We start from the raw sequence: 16,536 nt of genomic DNA, 5'->3' as shown, positions 1-16,536 counted from the left end.
AATGATTTAAGACCAGATCCGCCTGCTTGAGAATCTGATGTTTCTTGTTTCAAACGAGGCTATTCTTTTTGTAGGGTTGAAATACTTGAATCAATTCTATAATTTACATTGAATAAAAAGTCCCGTGGTTTTTGTTCCAATGAGGGCTTGGGATGTTCAGAGAACGAAAGCTGGGAATCGTTTCGAAGACTTTTGGAGGGACATCTAAAGAATCAGAGATTTTGATAAGGTGCCAAGGAAAAGGTTTATTAAAGAACTATGATTTATCGGATATAAGTGCGGATTCGAGTATTGCGCCGATTCAACTATCGTGCAAATAGTCTATTTTAGGAGGCATCCTTTTAATCAGGTCTATAATTGTCTGCCATAGGCCTGCAAGCTGAACACAGGGGAATGCAAAGTCTCAAAAAATCACATATATAGAGAAAATATGAACGATCCAGCTATTCATGAAATGTTACAGGGCCATATAACCGCTCTGCTCTTTGAACGGGACGAACTTAAAGGAATAATAGAAACCCTTGAGGACGGATTCATAGAGACTGATCTTAAAGGAAATACCACACGTTTCAACAAAGCCTTCTGCGAGCTTTGCGGATATCCTCCTAAAGAGACTCCGGGCCTTTCCTACAGGACGTATATGGATAAAGAAAATGCCGAAAACGTATACTCCACTTTCAACAAGGTTTATAAGAGCGGCATTCCAAATAAGGCTTTCGATTATGAGATAATTAGAAAAGACGGGACAAAGAGGAATGTTGAAATTTCCATAGCGGTTTTAAAAGATAGTTCCGGGATTGTTAACGGCTTCAGATGCATCATGCGTGACGTAACCAAAAGAAAAAAAGCAGAAGCAGAGATAATAAGACAGAGAAACAGTCTTGCCGCGATATTCAGAAGCGTTGATGATGCAATAATAACTGTGGATCTTAATCTTGACATAACAGAGATCAATGAGGCGGCTGGTAAAATCTGCGGTATTCCATCAGATTCGAAGGGTAAGGGCTTTCTATGCCTTGACAACTCAGTATGCGGTCAAACATGCAGAAACGTCATAGAAGAGACCCTTAAAATTAAAAAGCCGATACGAAACCATCTCGTTACATGCGGAAGATTTACAAACCCCATGCAGAGGGTCAGCATGTCCTGCACACCGCTTGAGGATCATAACGGATGTTTTATCGGTGCCGTTCTTGTCATAAGAGACATAACTAGACTCATGGATCTTGAACAGGAACTAAAAAAACGCGACGGATTCCATCAGATGATCGGAAAAAGTCGTGAGATGCAAAATATTTACAGACTTATCGAGGATATTTCAGATTATGAGGCTACTGTTCTCATCACAGGAGAAAGCGGAACCGGAAAGGAGCTAGTGGCGAGGGCTATACATAACAGCGGAAACAGAAGCTTCAAGCCTTTTGTGACTGTAAACTGCTCAGCTCTTGCAGAAAATCTTCTTGAGAGCGAGCTTTTCGGACATGTCAAAGGAGCTTTTACAGGGGCTGTCAGGGATCATGTCGGTAGATTCCAGGCTGCTGACGGAGGGACAATATTACTTGATGAGATTGGCGATATTTCACCTGTTATTCAGTTGAAACTCCTCAGGGTGCTCCAGGAGAAGGAATTTGAAAAAGTTGGCGATTCCAGATCTGTAAAAGTTGATGTCAGGGTTATAGCCTGCACCCACAAGGATCTGAAAGAGAAAGTAAGGCGAGGAGAATTCAGAGAGGATCTTTATTACAGACTGAAGGTACTTGAAATAAAGCTTCCACCTTTAAGGGACAGACTAGATGATCTGCCTCTTTTGATAGATCATTTCATATCAGTCTATGAAAACAGATTCAGGATAACAGCAGAAGGCGTTAATGATGATGTTATTTGTGCATTCATGAACTATAAATGGCCCGGCAACATAAGGGAACTTGAGCATGCAATAGAAAGAGCCATAATTCTTGGCAAGGGAAGCCTTATAAGTCTGAGTCATATCCCCGCAGAGATAAAGACAGGAACCCGATTATCACAGAAACCTGAAAGTGTATCAATGGAGCACGAAGTTAAGGATATACTCGAGGCTCTTGAGAAAACAGGATGGAACAAGGCAAAGGCTGCAAGAATCCTCGGTATAAGCAGAAAAACACTCTATAAAAAAATCATTAAACACAACCTCTCTTTTACTGCCTGAAAACCAAGATATTAATATATGTATACATATACACTTGTGTTTACACACATAAGTGTAACCGGTTACACTTATTCTATTCCACTATCCACTTCAGTATTGCTGCCTTTCAATTAAAAATCATTAAAATACAAATGGTTACCTTGAAATAACCTGGATAATTTCTTCTGGCACGGATCTTGAGAATATACAGGATTGTTCGGCCGGACATATTTAGGAATCTCAAACTCAACTCACAGGAAAAACAAAAATGAACAGAGTTGTAATCGTTGCGGCAGCACGTACAGCCATAGGCAGGTTCGGAGGCGTTTTCAGAGAAAAATCTGCTGTTGATCTTACTATTCCGGTAATGCAGGCACTTATAAAACGCTCATGCATAAAACCTGAGATATTGAATGATGTTTTCTGGGGTTGCAATTATCAGAAGACATACAGGGAAAATAATCTTGCAAGGGTTGCTGCTGTAAAGGCCGGCTTGCCTGTATCTGTACCAGGCGTAACAATCCACAGAAACTGCACTTCTTCAATGTCTGCAATCCAGTTTGCATTTTACCAGATAAAATGTGGTGAAGCAGATGCCATAATGGTTGGCGGAACAGACAGCATGAGTTCGGCTCAATATACCATTGAAAAAATAAGATACGGCACAAGAGTAGGTCACACGGAAATCAGGGATTCAATGTGGGATTCCCTGACAGAACTTGGCATCGGCCCTCCAATGGGCATAACAGCCGAAAACCTTGCTGAAAAGTATGGAATTTCAAGAAAAGATCAGGACGAACTGGCGCTTGCGAGCAACCAGAAGGCGATTGCAGCAATCGATGAAGGCCGGTTTGAAGAAGAAATCGTGCCTGTTGAAGTTACAGAAAACAGACTCAAAAGAATCATATCAACAGATGAGCATCCAAGAAGGGATATTACCCTGGATTCCCTATCCAAACTAAAACCAAGTTTCAAGGAAAACGGGTCAGTTACGGCAGGCAATGCCTCTGGAATAAATGACGGGTCGGCAGGCTTGATACTCATGTCATCTGAAAAAGCAAACGAGTTAGGAATCAACATTCTTGCCGAGATCACGGGAACAGCGACAACTGGAATCGAGCCGGAAATAATGGGTATTGGCCCTGTTTCAGCAATAAACAGGACTCTTGAAAAAATCTCATTGAGACTGAGCGACATTGAACTTTTTGAAATAAACGAAGCTTTCGCAGCCCAGTACTTGGCATGTGAAAAGCTGCTTGGCTTAGACAGAAGCAAAACAAATGTAAATGGAAGCGGGATAGGCCTCGGCCATCCTGTAGGAGCGACAGGTGCAAGGATAGTAACAACTCTCATTTTTGAGATGAAGCGCAGAAACTCAAAAACCGGCATTGCTTCATTATGCGCAGGTGGGGGAATGGGAACAGCGGTTGCTGTCCTAAGGTAGATTCCAGCTGATAGAGCTTACGCCAAGACAAACTCAGGCGGTCTGAATTCAATTACAAGTCCTGAGATGGGCTTCAGCCACGTTTCGTAAAAATGCTTTCAGGGCACTTTGGATATTAGTTCAAAGAGCTCAACCGTAGATAAAAGGATTAACCATGTCACAGATACTTGCAGATAGAAGAGATGTCGATTTCGTTTTATATGAGCAGCTTAGGATAGAAGAATTTGTAAAATACGAAAAATTCAGCTGGCTTAAAAGAAAATTCATGGACAGCATTATTTCCGAGGCACGCAAGCTGTCCATAAACGAGATACTTCCGACAAATTCTGAGGGAGACAGGGCTGGAGTACGCTTTGAAAAAGGCTCCGTTTACGTTCCGGAATGCTATCACAGGCCATACAGGCTTTTTCTCGATGGCGAGTGGACATCAATAAACGAAGACCAGGAGCTTGGAGGTCAGGGACTTCCAACCGTTATAAATACTGCCTGCTTTGAGTATATCTGGGGTGCAAATTACTGTCTTGCAAACTACGGCACAATGGGACACGGAACTGGCAAGATGGTGGAGCTTTTCGGAACTGACGAGCAGAAAGCCCTTTTTCTAAGGAAGCTTTACAAGGCTGAATGGACAGGCACTATGCTTCTGACCGAGTCTCAGGCCGGGTCAGATGTCGGGGCGCTTACAACAAAGGCAGTCAGAAATCAGGACGGTACTTATAGCATCACTGGGAGCAAGATCTTCATAACAAATGGAGATCATGACCTTTCCGAAAACATCATACATCCTGTACTGGCAAGGATTGATGGTGCTCCTGAAGGAACAGGCGGCATCTCAATATTCCTGGTGCCTAAAATATGGGTCAATCCTGACGGAACACTCGGAGAACCAAACGACATAATATGCACCGGCATTGAAGAAAAGCTGGGTATCCATGGAAGCGCAACATGCAGCATGTCCATGGGTGAAAAAGGAAAATGCAGGGGCCTTCTTCTCGGCAAGGAAAACATGGGCATGTCCATCATGTTTCATATGATGAACGAGGCAAGGTTCAATGTTGGCTTCCAGGCTTTTACCTATGCCTCGTCAGCATATCTTTATGCCGCAAATTACGCAAAAGAACGTATTCAGGGAAAAGACATGGCTGCCGGAAAGGATTCAAATTCTTCAGGAGTAGCCATAATCAACCATCCTGATATCAGAAGAATGCTTATGTGGATGAAATCCCATGTGGATGGTATGAGAAGCTTTCTCTATTACGTATCCATTCTTTTCGATCATATTTCCCCGGAAAATGATTCCCAGACAAATGAAAGACTGAAAAATCTCATCGATTTTTGCATTCCGCTTGTAAAGGCATATTGCAGCCAAAGGAGTTTCAAGGTCTGTTCAGAAGCCATGCAGGTATATGGCGGATATGGCTATATCAGGGAATATCCTGTTGAGCAGCTTTTGAGGGATTCCAGGATAACATCCATATACGAGGGAACCGATGGGATTCAGGCAATGGATCTTATGGGTCGAAAACTGAATATGAAGGGCGGCCAGCTTTTTACATGTTTTACAAACGAGGTCAGAAAAACCATCTCTGATTGCAGCGACATCACGCAGCTTCCCAAATTCTGTGCGATCCTTGAAAAAAGTCTTTCAGTTCTTGAAGAAACAGCCGCTTTTCTAAAAAACAGATCTGTGCCGGATACCATGAAAAATGCCTTTTTGTATGCATTTCCATTCCTCGAATCAACAGGTGACATTATCATGGCATGGATGCTTCTGTGGCGTGCATCAGTCGCTCTCAGGAAAAATAACAAGGATTTGGGCAAAAAGGACAAAGATTACTATATGGGGCAGGTTATGACTGCGGAGTTCTTCTTTCATAACTGTCTTCCTGAAGCTGTAGCAAGGCTTGAAGCAATACTGAATTTCGACGATTCGGCCCTCCGGATACCAGACGCATGCTTTGGTGGTTAGCCATAGTTACAGATAACATTGATTAAAATCAATTAAAATAGATTGTTATGCATTCCTTAATGATTTCATATCAAAAAAAATGAGGTGTTCAATGATGATGACAGCCACTGAATATGAAGCAAGTTTAAGAAAACTGAGTCTTAAGGTCTATATGTTCGGAAAGAGGGTCAAAAATGTCGTGGATGATCCGATAATAAGGCCGTCCATGAATGCTGTCGCAAAGACCTATGAAATGGCTCAGCTTCCTGAATATGAAGATATAATGACCGCGACCTCCCATATTTCGGGCAAAAAGATCAACCGTTTCACTCATATTCATCAGAGCACAGAGGATCTGATTAAAAAAGCCAAGATGGGCAGACTGCTGGGTTCTCTCACAGGTTGCTGTTTTCAAAGATGCGTTGGCGTTGACTCGCTTAACGCTCTTTCCATAGTCACCTGGAACATAGACCAGAAATACGGAACAGAATACTACAAAAGATTCATCAAATACCTTGAGTATGTTCAGGAAAATGATCTTACCTGTGATGGAGCCATGACTGATCCCAAAGGCGATCGATCACTTCCTCCGCATAAGCAGGCTGACCCTGACATGTTCATGAGGGTAAAGGAAGTAAAAGATGACGGTATCATTGTTTGCGGTGCCAAGGCGCATCAGACAGGTGCTGTCAACTCCCATGAAATAATAATCATGCCGACAATAGCCATGCAGGAAGCTGACAAGGATTATGCCATTTCATTTGCCCTGCCAAGTGACGCAGAAGGCATAACTTACATCATGGGCAGACAGTCATGCGACACGAGAAAGCTTGAGGCATCTGAACTTGATCGCGGAAATCTTTTTTATGGAGGTCACGAGGCATTATGCGTGTTCGATAATGTTTTTGTGCCTTGGGAAAGGGTCTTCATGTTCCGTGAGTATGATTTTGCAGGTCAGCTTGTGGAAAAATTTGCTTCATACCACCGTCAGAGCTATGCGTGCAAGTCAGGCGTGGGCGATGTTCTGATTGGTGCAGCCCAGACTGCCGCCGAATATAACGGCGCTCATAAGGCTTCTCACATCAAGGACAAGATAATCGAGATGAATCACCTGAACGAGACGCTATTCTGCGGAGCCATTGCCTGTGGATGTGAAGGGAAAAAAGAGGCGAGCGGAACTTTCTGCGTGGATACTCTGCTTGCAAATATTTCCAAACAGAATGTGACAAGACTCCCCTATGAAATAGCCAGACTTGCCCAGGATATTGCGGGTGGTTTGATAGTCACACTTCCTTCTGCAGAAGATTTCAAGTCCGAGGAAACAGGAAAGTGGATAGAAAAATATTTCAAGGGAAGATCAGATGTATCTATCGAAGATCGTTTCAGAATTTTGAGGCTGATTGAAAATATCACGCTCGGAACAGCCGCGGTTGGTTATCTGACAGAATCAATGCACGGAGCAGGTTCCCCGCAGGCCCAGAGGGTCATGATTGCAAGACTTGTTGATATGGCTGCCAAGCAGAAGCTTGCCAAAGGGCTTTGCGGTATAGAGAAGGCATGATCCCCTCACCGCATCTGCGATCAAGCAGGGTTTTGGGTCGCTTTTTGAAAAAAGCTCCTCAAAAATTTTCGGATATTTAGGGTGCCTTTTAAAATAAGATTTTTTGATGTGGTAGAACAGGAAATCAGCAGCGTCTGAAGGAACGCTCCTGGCAAGCTATAATCGCGGGATAAGGCTTCTTTATGACAGTGCAGGAGTTTCAACTTCGGTCTGCTGAATCTGGAAACTGCTACTAATCAGTGACCCTGCCTTCACTTATAGTAGCGACATAAAGAGGCGGTACAGGATTTTCTACCCAGAGAGAATGTCTCGAGATCACCACGCACCAATTCAACCAAAGGGTGCGTGCAAGGACGGCACGCACCCTACGGGAAATCTTTAATTCAAAATCATTGGGGCCTTTGGGGCTGGGATATGGTTTTTATGAATCAAAGTTTGTTTTGCAAACCACTGTTAGTTTTGGTAGTGAATTAATTATTTTATTTACGTTAGCGTAAACTTTAATGATTGTCGGATTTTATGGCTTTAGGCTGAGCTAATCAGCTTTAAAACAAATTTAAGCTCTTTATTAAGGATTAAAGATGAAAGTAGATGACATCAGGACAATAGCAGTTTTAGGCGCTGGAGACATGGGTCACGGCATTGCGGAAGTGGCGCTTATCGCAGGATATAAGGTTTTTTTAAGGGACGTAAAAAAAGAATATGTGGATAAGGGCGTTTCAAGAATCCATGAGAGCCTTGAAAAACTTGTCAGCAAGGGGAAGGTTGCTCCGGATCATTATGAGAAGATAAAGAATGAACTTCTTGTTTCCTGTGTTGATCTTGAAGAGGCTGTAAAAGAGGCGGATCTTGTCATTGAAGCGATACCTGAGATCATGGATCTTAAGAAGGAAACTTTCAGAATAGTCGACAACGCCGCTCCTTCCCATGCAATCCTTGCGTCAAACACTTCAACCATGAGTATTTCAGAAATTGCCTCTGCCACCAAAAGGCCGGAGAAATTTGTAGGGCTTCATTATTTCAACCCTGCCATCATAATGAAACTGGTTGAAGTCATAAAAGGTGATAAGACATCTGAGGAAACCATGCAGGTCTGTTACGATTTTGTTTTAAAGAACAAAAAGATACCAGTGAGGGTACATAAGGATGTTCCAGGGTTCATAGTAAACCGTGTACAGGCTCCTGCATCCATTCTTCTTAACAGCATCCTGGACAAAGGCGAGGCTGCTCCGGATGAGGTCGATGCCGTAATGAGAAGGCTCGGAATGCCCATGGGGCCATATGAAGTCATCGACTACACAGGCGTTGACATCAATTACCATGTCAGCGGCTATTTTGCCCAGTCTGTTCATCCTGATTTTGCCATGGGCAAAACACTCACAGCAAAATTTCAGGCTGGAGAGCTTGGGAAAAAGACTGGATCTGGAATTTTCAAATGGGAAAACGGCAGAGCTGTAATAGATCTTTCCAAAAATACAGATAAATTTGATCCCATGGACATTGTTGCCGTAAATTCCAACGAGGCTGCAAAAATAGTCGAACAGGGTGCCTGTTCATTCGATGATGTCGATGTCGCCATAAAAAACGCGACTGGAAATGCACTCGGACTTATTGCCGTCATAAAGGGAATTCAGCCTGAAGATCTATGCAAAAGATTAGAAGGGCTATCTGAAAAATATGGTAAGGAGGTTTTCAAACCAGCCAGACTTATAAGGGAAGGCGCTTACAGATAAGTTAGCTGATGTTTTTTATGTGGCTCTTTCATAATTTCAGTTATGAGAGCCTTCCTGTATCAGTAAGGAAGTCGCTTTTTTGGAAAAAGCTCCGCAAAAACTTTATGGTGATGTCAGATTATTGAAAAACAATACTCTCTTAAATTTCAAGAATTCAAATTTTTCAACTCATGCAACCATACTGAGGAAAGTGCATAGCCATTTTTTTAATATATTGTCATCTATATAAAATTCTGAACACGGAGAACAAGAAAATGGAACTTACGAATGTCCTGCTCGATAAGAAAAACCATGTCGCCATTGTCACGATAAACAGGCCTTCAGCCAATTCCTGGAATCTTGGCGCAATGGAGGATTTTCAAAAGGTACTGGATGATGTTGAGGCTGACAAGAATGTGAGGGTCGTCATTATTACTGGAGCAGGGGATAAGTGCTTCTCAGCCGGTTTTGACGTGAGCGACGCAGGAAATGCCGTAAAGACTGCTGCCATGGGCCGTGACCTTTGGAGGAGGGTGGACAGATTCCCGAAACCTGTCATTGCCGCAATGAATGGTCATGCATTAGGCGGTGGACTTGAGTTAGCCCTTTGCTGCCATTTCAGAATAATGGCCAATGATAACGGAGCAAAAACAGGTCTTACAGAGCTTAATCTCGGCATAATTCCAGGCTGGGGCGGAACCCAGAGGCTAATGATGGCCACCGGAAAGCAGAAGGCGCTCGATATGATTCTATTCGGTCATCGCCTTTCTGCCGAAGAGGCACTTGCCGCTGGAATGCTTAATGACACGGCGCCTGTTGCGGATCTTATGAACAAGGCCATGGATCTTGCCACAAAGCTCGCAGCCCGTCCTCCTCTTGCTGTAACAGGAGTTCTTAAGGCAATGTCTGCAGGAATATACGAAGGAGTTGACGCAGGCCTTAAGGTTGAGGAAGAAATGAGCAATGTTGCCATGAATTCAAAGGATGCGGTCGAAGGTTTCACCGCATTCCTTGAAAAACGGCCGGCGGTCTTCACCGGAGAATAATCGATTTTGATGGCCTGGTAAAAGACTGAAATCAAAGGCCTTTTACCTTGCCATTATTATTGCAAAATCACAGGTTCATATATGGAAGTGATAAGGAAGCACAGAGTCGAATATCACGAAGTGAATACTTCTTATAAAATGAAGCTTTCGGCGATTTTAAGACAGTTTCAGGAGGCTGCGGCAGATCATTCCGAAAAGGCTGGGTTCGGATCAGAGGATCTAACTGCCAGAGGAGTTGGCTGGGTTCTTAACAGGCTCGCCATGGATTTTTACAGATACCCAGCATACGGAGAACGTCTTGAAATAATAACCTGGCACAGAGGGTCGAGGGGTTTCAGATCCTACAGGGATTTCGAGGTTTTTTCAGGAAACGAGAAAATAGCCGCTGCATCGAGTATCTGGCTTTTCGTAAGTCTGAAAGACAAAAAAATCATGAAGATTCCTTCTGACGTGGATTCAGGATATTCATCGATTGAAAGAAAAGCCCTCGAATCGGATATCGATTTTTTCAGGCCTGATTTTATGTCCGAACCTTATCTGTCTGCGGATATAACGGTCAGGAGCACTGATTTTGACCCGCTTGGCCATGTCAATAATACGGTCTATCTCGATTATGTTGAAACTCTTCTTGCCCATGGTGATATGGAAGATGAGGAAATCAGGAGTGTCAGGATAAATTATTCCTCTGAAATAGGAAAGGGCGTCGGGGTTATAAGAGCACAACTCTCAAGGGACGGTTGCGGATACAGATTCGGGATCATGGGGGAGAAAATTTTTGCAGGCGGTATGATCACTTTTCGGGGTAAAATTTGACATGGCTGATATAAAAAACGCAATCGTTGTGGAAGGCGGCGCAATGCGCGGTGTTTTTTCAACCGGGGTGCTTGACGGTTTTCTCTCGAAGGGTTTTGACCCCTTTGATCTTTACATCGGTGTTTCGTCAGGAGCCTGCAATCTTGCGTCATTTCTTGCAGAAATGCCTGGAAGAAACCTGAAGATTTACTCTGATTATGCCCTAAGGCCAGAATTCATGAGTCTTGCACGATTTCTGAAGGGCGGACATCTTATGGATCTTGACTGGCTATGGGATATTACTATTTCTGAGATGCGTATTGATCTTAAAAGGATATACGAAAAGAAACGGCCTTTTATTGTTGCTTTGACAGATGCTTCCACAGGTCGGGCAATATACAGGAACACTGACGCCGGATCGCTCGAGGATGTCTTGAAGGCTTCAAGTGCGCTTCCTGTTGTTTATAGAAAATTTCCTGTTATAGATGGAGCCGAAACCACTGACGGCGGGATCGCAGACTCAATACCAGTCCGGGAGGCCATCAATATGGGCGCGACCCGCATAATGGTGATACGGACACGTCACAAGAATTACAAAAAGCAGAAGAGCTTGGTGCAAAAGTTTGTGATGCCCTACATGCCTATTCCATCTGATCTCGGGGATGCCATGCTCGTCCGTGCAGATAAATATAACGAATCAGTTTCGCTTATACGCACCCCTCCTCAAGGAATAAAAATAATAGAAATAAACCCGCCTGACGAATTCAGAATATCAAGATTGAGCAGAAAAAAGTCCGACCTTTTAAAAGGCTATGAGCATGGTCTTGAAATGGCCTGCGGGGCAATTGATCTTTGGGGCGTGATGGAATGTTAGATAAGCTTATTGTCTAAATGAGTCCTTCTCTATCCCAAATTTTAAAAGCCTTGCATACAGACTGCTCCTTGCTATCCCAAGGGCCTTGGCTGCCTGTCTCATATTTCCGCCCGATTTCTTTAGTGTTTCAATTATGTGCTGCTTTTCCCTGTCTTTTAAGCCGTCTGTTTTCAAGGAAGGCTCGTTTGAAACATGCCAGGTCAGGATTGATTTGTTTTTCAAGGCTGCCGGTAGCTCATCCGCCGTTATGAATCCTGTTCTGCTTACATTGACGGCCCTTTCCATGATGTTTTCAAGCTCTCTTATATTGCCGGGAAAAGGATGGGCAGCGAGTATCTTCAGAACTTCATGATCTATCCCGCTGAATGCTCTGCCAAGGCTTAGCGCTGCCTTTTTTGCGAAAAATGGAGCAAGCACCGGAATGTCTTCCGCCCTTTCCCTTAAAGAAGGAACGCTTATGGTCAGAACATTCAGTCTGAAGAAAAGATCCTCCCTGAAAGTATTGTCTGAAATTGCGGTCACGAGATTCCTGTTTGTGGCGGCTATAATTCTGACATCCACCTTTTTAGGGTATTTGCCGCCAACTCTTACAACCTCTCCGGTCTGGAGAACCCTTAAAAGGCTGACCTGGGCTTCGAGGGGCATGTCTCCTATTTCATCCAGAAAGATTGTCCCTCCGTCTGCGAGCTCAAATTTACCCGGATTCCCATCTTTTTTAGATCCTGTGAACGCGCCGCCTTCGTAGCCGAAAAGTTCGCTCTGTATGAGATTTCTTGGAAGCGCTCCGCAGTTTACTGCTATGAATGGCCCGTTTTTTCTTTTGCCTCCTGTGTGAATCGACTGTGCAATCATTTCCTTGCCTGTGCCGTTTTCACCAAGAATAAGTGTGTTTGATGTGCTTCCGGCAGCGATTCTTGCAAGATCAAGGGCTTCTTTAAGAGCATCTGACGAGCCTATTATATTGTCAAACGTGAAAACAGCCCTTGCGCCGGTCAGCCTGTTTACAAATGTCCTGATAGAGCCGCTTTCCTTTAGAGTCACGACAAGGCCGCCGCTGTCTTTTATTACAGATACAGACATGAGGCACTGGATTCTGCCGCTTTCAAGCTCAAGAACAGCCTCCCTGTCATGTATGTCAATACCTGCTTTGGCGAGCTGCTTGAAATCAACCCCTGATTTAATGATATCGGTTATTATTTTACCTGAATCAGGTTTGACCCCAAGCAGAGTGGATGCATGATGATTGATATGGCATATGCAGAGATTGCTTCCCAGCACCATTATTCCGTCGTTCATCAGCTCTATCACTGCGTTGCGCTCATTCAGAATTTTCGTTTTTGCTGCAAGTACGTTTTTGATTTTTAACTGTTCTTCAATGGCCTGGGCCGCTGCAATCACCATTCCGAGCGTGTGCTGGTGAACTTTGTCCCAGTGGCAGGCAAGATTAAGGCAACCTAAGATTTTTTCAGATTCGTCATGTATTGTTGCTGCGGAACAGTTCCAGTCCTGAAAGCCCATATAATAATGCTCTTCGGCCCATATCTGGACAGGCCGATCTTCAAATATGCATGTTCCCATTCCGTTTGTTCCTATGGCAGATTCTGAATAGTCCCTGCCCGGAGCAAGAATATCAGGACTTATGAGGTATTCCTCGTCTCCCATGGAGTGAAGAATTATGCCGTTTTCGTCAGTAAGTACAATCAGGCTGCCTGAGCCTTTTATGAAGGCATATATTTTTTCCATGACCGGTCTGGCTGTTTCAATTAACAGGGATTTTGATGCAAGGATTGCAGGCAGAAGCTCTTGCTGGATCATGTTTTTTGGAGGCTTTACAGGGCTGACATTCATCTTTCTGCTTCTTTTCCATGACAGCAGAATGAAATCCCTTATAACCGAAGGATCGGCATTGCCTGTCTCGCAGAATCTTTTCCATTCCGGGGCTATTTTTTCTCTTATTTCAGGGTTGTACACTGCACTAGTTCCTTTTTGAAGTCCTTAAAGATAAAAAATTTATAACCCAGGCCAAGCCGAAACCCCATATCATGCTGTTTATGAAAAAGAGCAGCCAGACAAAAATACCACCAGTTGCGGTTCCTTCAAATATAAAGAGCATGGGCTGAAGCAGAACCTGTAAAATATAGGCTCCGGTCTTATTGCCTTCGAGTCCGATACCGAAAAATATGAATGTAAGCACGCAAATGCATATGTGAAAAAATGTGAGGACCCAGCCTGTTTTCATTCATGCTGCCCTTTATTTTTAATGGATTATGCCATAAAGAAAACTATTCAAGGCTTAGCATTATAATCTTTAATGCTTTTTTAAACATCTGAATAATTACGGCTGATCATTTATCCATGAATAATAAAATTGATTCACTCATAAAGATTGAAAATCTGGTTTTCACCAGAAACGGGAAAAATATTCTTGAAAATATATACTGGGAAATACAGAAAGACCAGAACTGGGCCGTTGTAGGTCCAAACGGATGCGGTAAAACCCTTTTAATGCAGGTGATTCAGGGCAGGCTGCCGTATTCCCGGGGGACTGTCACATATATGGACAAAGATCTCCGTTCCAGCATTTCAAGCGTATCTTTTGAAATGCATCAGCAGCTGATGGCAAACGAACACAGGCAGTCATATTCGAGGGACTTTGCAGGAAGCGTAGACGAGGGCGCAACTGTCCGTCAGATGCTTGGTGAAGCGGCGAATCATCCTGAGCCAGGCAATAACCTTGATGAACTCATCGAATCTTCTGGCATAGCGCCGATTCTCGATTCCCCCATTGTCCATCTTTCAAATGGAGAGATGCGCAAATTTCTGATTACACGCGCTCTTCTTAAATCCCACAGGATTCTTATTCTTGACGAGCCTTATGATGGACTTGATTCAGAAATAAGGCCGAAGATGACCGATTTTTTCAGGAAACTGTCAGATCTTGATACTTCCATCATCCTTGTTACTCATCATGTTGACGAGATTTCAGACAATATCAGCCATGTTCTTTATATGGAAAACGGCAAGGTGACTGCTTCAGGGGAAAGAGAGGCTGTTCTGAACACTCTGGAGTCCAAAAGGATTGAAGCAAAGCGTTCTGAACAATCAATGAATCAGAAAACCCTTATGAAATATGAAGTGTCAGATGAGCCTGTGATTGTAATGAAAAATGTAAATGTGGCTTATGGTTCAAAAAAGATTCTGGATAACCTCAACTGGACAGTCAGGAGAAATGAAAACTGGGCTATGGTCGGGCCAAACGGAGCTGGCAAATCGACTCTTCTGAAACTTATTTCAGGCGATCATCTCCAGGCATATTCCAATGACATCAAACTTTTTGGGAAGAAGAGAGGCCCTGGCGAGAGCATCTGGGACATAAAGGCAAGGCAGGGATTTCTTTCTCCTGAATTTCAGAATGCTTACAGAAACAATATCAGCGTTCATGAAGTTGTCATGTCCGGTTTTTTTGATTCAATCGGGCTTTACAAAAGAGTTACGGCCAATCAGAAAAATACGGCCATGGAATGGCTTTCAAACCTCGGCATTTCGGATCTTGGAAACAAAAGCTTCAACCTTCTCTCATACGGAGAAAAAAGAATGGTTCTTCTTGCCAGGGCCATTGTCAAATTTCCGCAGATGCTCATTCTCGACGAGCCTTGTCAGGGACTGGACAATGAAAACAGGATGAAATTGATTGCGACTGTTTCCGAAGTTTCAAGATCAACAGGAATTCAGGTTCTTTACGTATCCCACAGAAGGGACGAGTTCCCTGACTGCATGACCCATATGATCGAATTCAGGAAAAAGGACGGGCAGGGGCATTATGATTATTGGGTGGGTGAAATTGGTGATTTAGAATAGATTGAATTCGGAAGCCTATGAAAGTGATGAAGTGCCTAAGGGATTGCTGTGTTTTTTATGAATGGACTTGAAACGATTTGAGAACAGGGAAAAGGATGCTTTTGTGACATCAGATGAAATATATGATCAAGATAAGGTAGCGGTTTTCAGAATTGCCATTGGGTGGAAAAAATTTAATTCGATTGGTGTCGCTATAATCGTAATTGTTTTGGGATTTGCTTTGTTTGAAATATTAACAGGGAAATGGCCGTCAAATAATATGCCGTCAAGTAATATCTGGCTTGCAGTGATGGTATTACCTGTCGGTCTATTCTTGATTATCTATGGATTGTTTGCCGCTTTTAAAGAAGAGAAGCTTGAAATTTATCCTGACAGGATAAAATATTTTGGAGTTTTTAGAATAAAAGAGCTTATTTGGGATGACATTAATGGCTATAGAATCAGTGAAACGGGACTTGTCTTAGAACTCAGAGATCCCCCAAAAAAGAAAGTTTTTGCTGGTAATAGATTTGAGAGAAGGGCAGAACTGATTGAATTGCTGGATAAGAAAATAGTCAACCTGACTGCTCTGGAATATCAGAATGAGTTGGATCAGGCGATAAATTCCATGCGCTTCGGGAAAACCGAAGAAGAGAAAAAACAGATTATTGGAAGACTGAGTATTTTTTCATGGGCAGCCAATTTTTTTTGCATAGCCTTGATGTTTTTAGCCTTATTTCGCCCAAAACCTTATGATCTACTCATTTTTTCAATGGTTACTCTGCCTGTTGTTGCTTTGATCCTTTTGTTTATTTTCAGGGGCGCACTTGGGCTTGATGATAACAATAGAAAACCCATTCCGACAGTAGACTCGCTTTTCTTAATCTGATTACCACTCTGCTTCAGCCATAGAAAGCATGGTTGATGGCATGGGTGGAGTCCTAAGAGCAACATAAATCAGTCTGTGAATCATGGACGGCAGATCATATCGGCGATTGAATCTGTACTGAAATTCTGCCAGGTACCGCGGAACATGCTTGCGATTAATTGCATGATAAGTACCTTTGAGCGCATTTTTTAAGTTACCAAGTATTATATTGACCCATTTGAAGGATGGATGCTCTACAGCTGCTTTACCACCTCCAGTAACATGGGGTT

At 43.2% G+C, this 16,536-nt stretch carries 13 protein-coding genes; 10 read left to right on the top strand and 3 right to left on the bottom strand.

Annotated elements, in window-relative coordinates; translation table 11 throughout:
- Positions 1-430: 430 nt before the first annotated feature.
- From K245_RS22795 to K245_RS0102725, 8 genes are all read left to right on the top strand, one after another.
- The gene (locus tag K245_RS22795; RefSeq protein ID WP_035276379.1) at positions 431-2,185 is read left to right on the top strand and encodes a sigma-54-dependent Fis family transcriptional regulator; all 1,755 of its coding nucleotides are present in this window, start codon (positions 431-433) and stop codon (positions 2,183-2,185) included.
- A gap of 247 nt (positions 2,186-2,432) precedes the next feature.
- The gene (locus K245_RS0102755) at positions 2,433-3,608 is read left to right on the top strand and encodes a thiolase family protein (RefSeq protein WP_027358080.1); all 1,176 of its coding nucleotides are present in this window, start codon (positions 2,433-2,435) and stop codon (positions 3,606-3,608) included.
- 154 nt (positions 3,609-3,762) lie between these two features.
- A complete protein-coding gene (locus K245_RS0102750; protein WP_027358079.1) occupies positions 3,763-5,577 on the top strand; it encodes an acyl-CoA dehydrogenase in 1,815 nt (604 codons plus the stop codon).
- Positions 5,578-5,668: 91 nt separating this feature from the next.
- Positions 5,669-7,117 carry a 4-hydroxyphenylacetate 3-hydroxylase family protein gene (locus K245_RS0102745; RefSeq protein ID WP_027358078.1) on the top strand — a complete coding sequence of 483 codons (1,449 nt, stop codon included), beginning with the start codon at positions 5,669-5,671 and terminating at the stop codon, positions 7,115-7,117.
- Positions 7,118-7,698: 581 nt separating this feature from the next.
- Positions 7,699-8,850, top strand: coding sequence for a 3-hydroxyacyl-CoA dehydrogenase family protein (locus K245_RS0102740; protein ID WP_027358077.1), 1,152 nt, complete (start codon positions 7,699-7,701; stop codon positions 8,848-8,850).
- 254 nt (positions 8,851-9,104) lie between these two features.
- Positions 9,105-9,875, top strand: coding sequence for an enoyl-CoA hydratase/isomerase family protein (locus K245_RS0102735; RefSeq protein WP_027358076.1), 771 nt, complete (start codon positions 9,105-9,107; stop codon positions 9,873-9,875).
- Positions 9,876-9,956: 81 nt separating this feature from the next.
- Positions 9,957-10,688, top strand: a complete 732-nt coding sequence (locus K245_RS0102730; protein ID WP_027358075.1) for an acyl-[acyl-carrier-protein] thioesterase — start codon at positions 9,957-9,959, stop codon at positions 10,686-10,688.
- A 1-nt stretch (position 10,689) separates the two neighbouring features.
- The gene (locus tag K245_RS0102725; RefSeq protein ID WP_027358074.1) at positions 10,690-11,541 is read left to right on the top strand and encodes a patatin-like phospholipase family protein; all 852 of its coding nucleotides are present in this window, start codon (positions 10,690-10,692) and stop codon (positions 11,539-11,541) included.
- A 6-nt stretch (positions 11,542-11,547) separates the two neighbouring features.
- On the opposite strand, the gene K245_RS0102720 is transcribed toward K245_RS0102725, so the two are convergent.
- Together K245_RS0102720 and K245_RS0102715 are read right to left on the bottom strand one after the other, a co-directional pair.
- Positions 11,548-13,512 (bottom strand): sigma-54-dependent Fis family transcriptional regulator, encoded by a 1,965-nt coding sequence (locus tag K245_RS0102720; protein ID WP_035276378.1) that lies wholly within the window; start codon positions 13,510-13,512, stop codon positions 11,548-11,550.
- 4 nt (positions 13,513-13,516) lie between these two features.
- On the bottom strand, positions 13,517-13,780 hold the full coding sequence (locus tag K245_RS0102715) for a hypothetical protein (protein ID WP_027358072.1): 264 nt from the start codon (positions 13,778-13,780) through the stop codon (positions 13,517-13,519).
- A 116-nt stretch (positions 13,781-13,896) separates the two neighbouring features.
- Between K245_RS0102715 and K245_RS22790 the strand changes: the two genes are divergently transcribed.
- Both K245_RS22790 and K245_RS0102705 read left to right on the top strand, forming a co-directional pair.
- Positions 13,897-15,399 (top strand): ATP-binding cassette domain-containing protein, encoded by a 1,503-nt coding sequence (locus K245_RS22790; protein ID WP_051283814.1) that lies wholly within the window; start codon positions 13,897-13,899, stop codon positions 15,397-15,399.
- A gap of 103 nt (positions 15,400-15,502) precedes the next feature.
- Entirely contained in the window at positions 15,503-16,267 is a 765-nt protein-coding gene (locus tag K245_RS0102705) for a hypothetical protein (RefSeq protein ID WP_156906677.1), read from the top strand.
- Here the strand turns inward: K245_RS0102705 and K245_RS22785 are convergent.
- Positions 16,268-16,536: transposase (locus tag K245_RS22785; RefSeq protein WP_027359489.1), on the bottom strand; the 269-nt coding region annotated here is incomplete at its 5' end.

This window comes from Desulforegula conservatrix Mb1Pa, assembly GCF_000426225.1.
GTDB lineage: Bacteria > Desulfobacterota > Desulfobacteria > Desulfobacterales > Desulforegulaceae > Desulforegula > Desulforegula conservatrix.
The sequence above is the reverse complement of the archived record's forward strand: the minus strand, read 5'-3'. Positions and strand labels throughout refer to the sequence as shown.

Excerpts from the sequence above, each read along its gene's own strand:
- K245_RS0102725 (WP_027358074.1), top strand. The coding sequence starts at position 10,690 with ATGGCTGATATAAAAAACGCAATCGTTGTGGAAGGCGGCGCAATGCGC.
- K245_RS22795 (WP_035276379.1), top strand. The coding sequence starts at position 431 with ATGAACGATCCAGCTATTCATGAAATGTTACAGGGCCATATAACCGCT.
- K245_RS0102715 (WP_027358072.1), bottom strand. The coding sequence starts at position 13,780 with ATGAAAACAGGCTGGGTCCTCACATTTTTTCACATATGCATTTGCGTG.
- K245_RS0102755 (WP_027358080.1), top strand. The coding sequence starts at position 2,433 with ATGAACAGAGTTGTAATCGTTGCGGCAGCACGTACAGCCATAGGCAGG.
- K245_RS0102735 (WP_027358076.1), top strand. The coding sequence starts at position 9,105 with ATGGAACTTACGAATGTCCTGCTCGATAAGAAAAACCATGTCGCCATT.
- K245_RS0102740 (WP_027358077.1), top strand. The coding sequence starts at position 7,699 with ATGAAAGTAGATGACATCAGGACAATAGCAGTTTTAGGCGCTGGAGAC.
- K245_RS0102730 (WP_027358075.1), top strand. The coding sequence starts at position 9,957 with ATGGAAGTGATAAGGAAGCACAGAGTCGAATATCACGAAGTGAATACT.
- K245_RS0102745 (WP_027358078.1), top strand. The coding sequence starts at position 5,669 with ATGATGATGACAGCCACTGAATATGAAGCAAGTTTAAGAAAACTGAGT.
- K245_RS22790 (WP_051283814.1), top strand. The coding sequence starts at position 13,897 with ATGAATAATAAAATTGATTCACTCATAAAGATTGAAAATCTGGTTTTC.
- K245_RS0102750 (WP_027358079.1), top strand. The coding sequence starts at position 3,763 with ATGTCACAGATACTTGCAGATAGAAGAGATGTCGATTTCGTTTTATAT.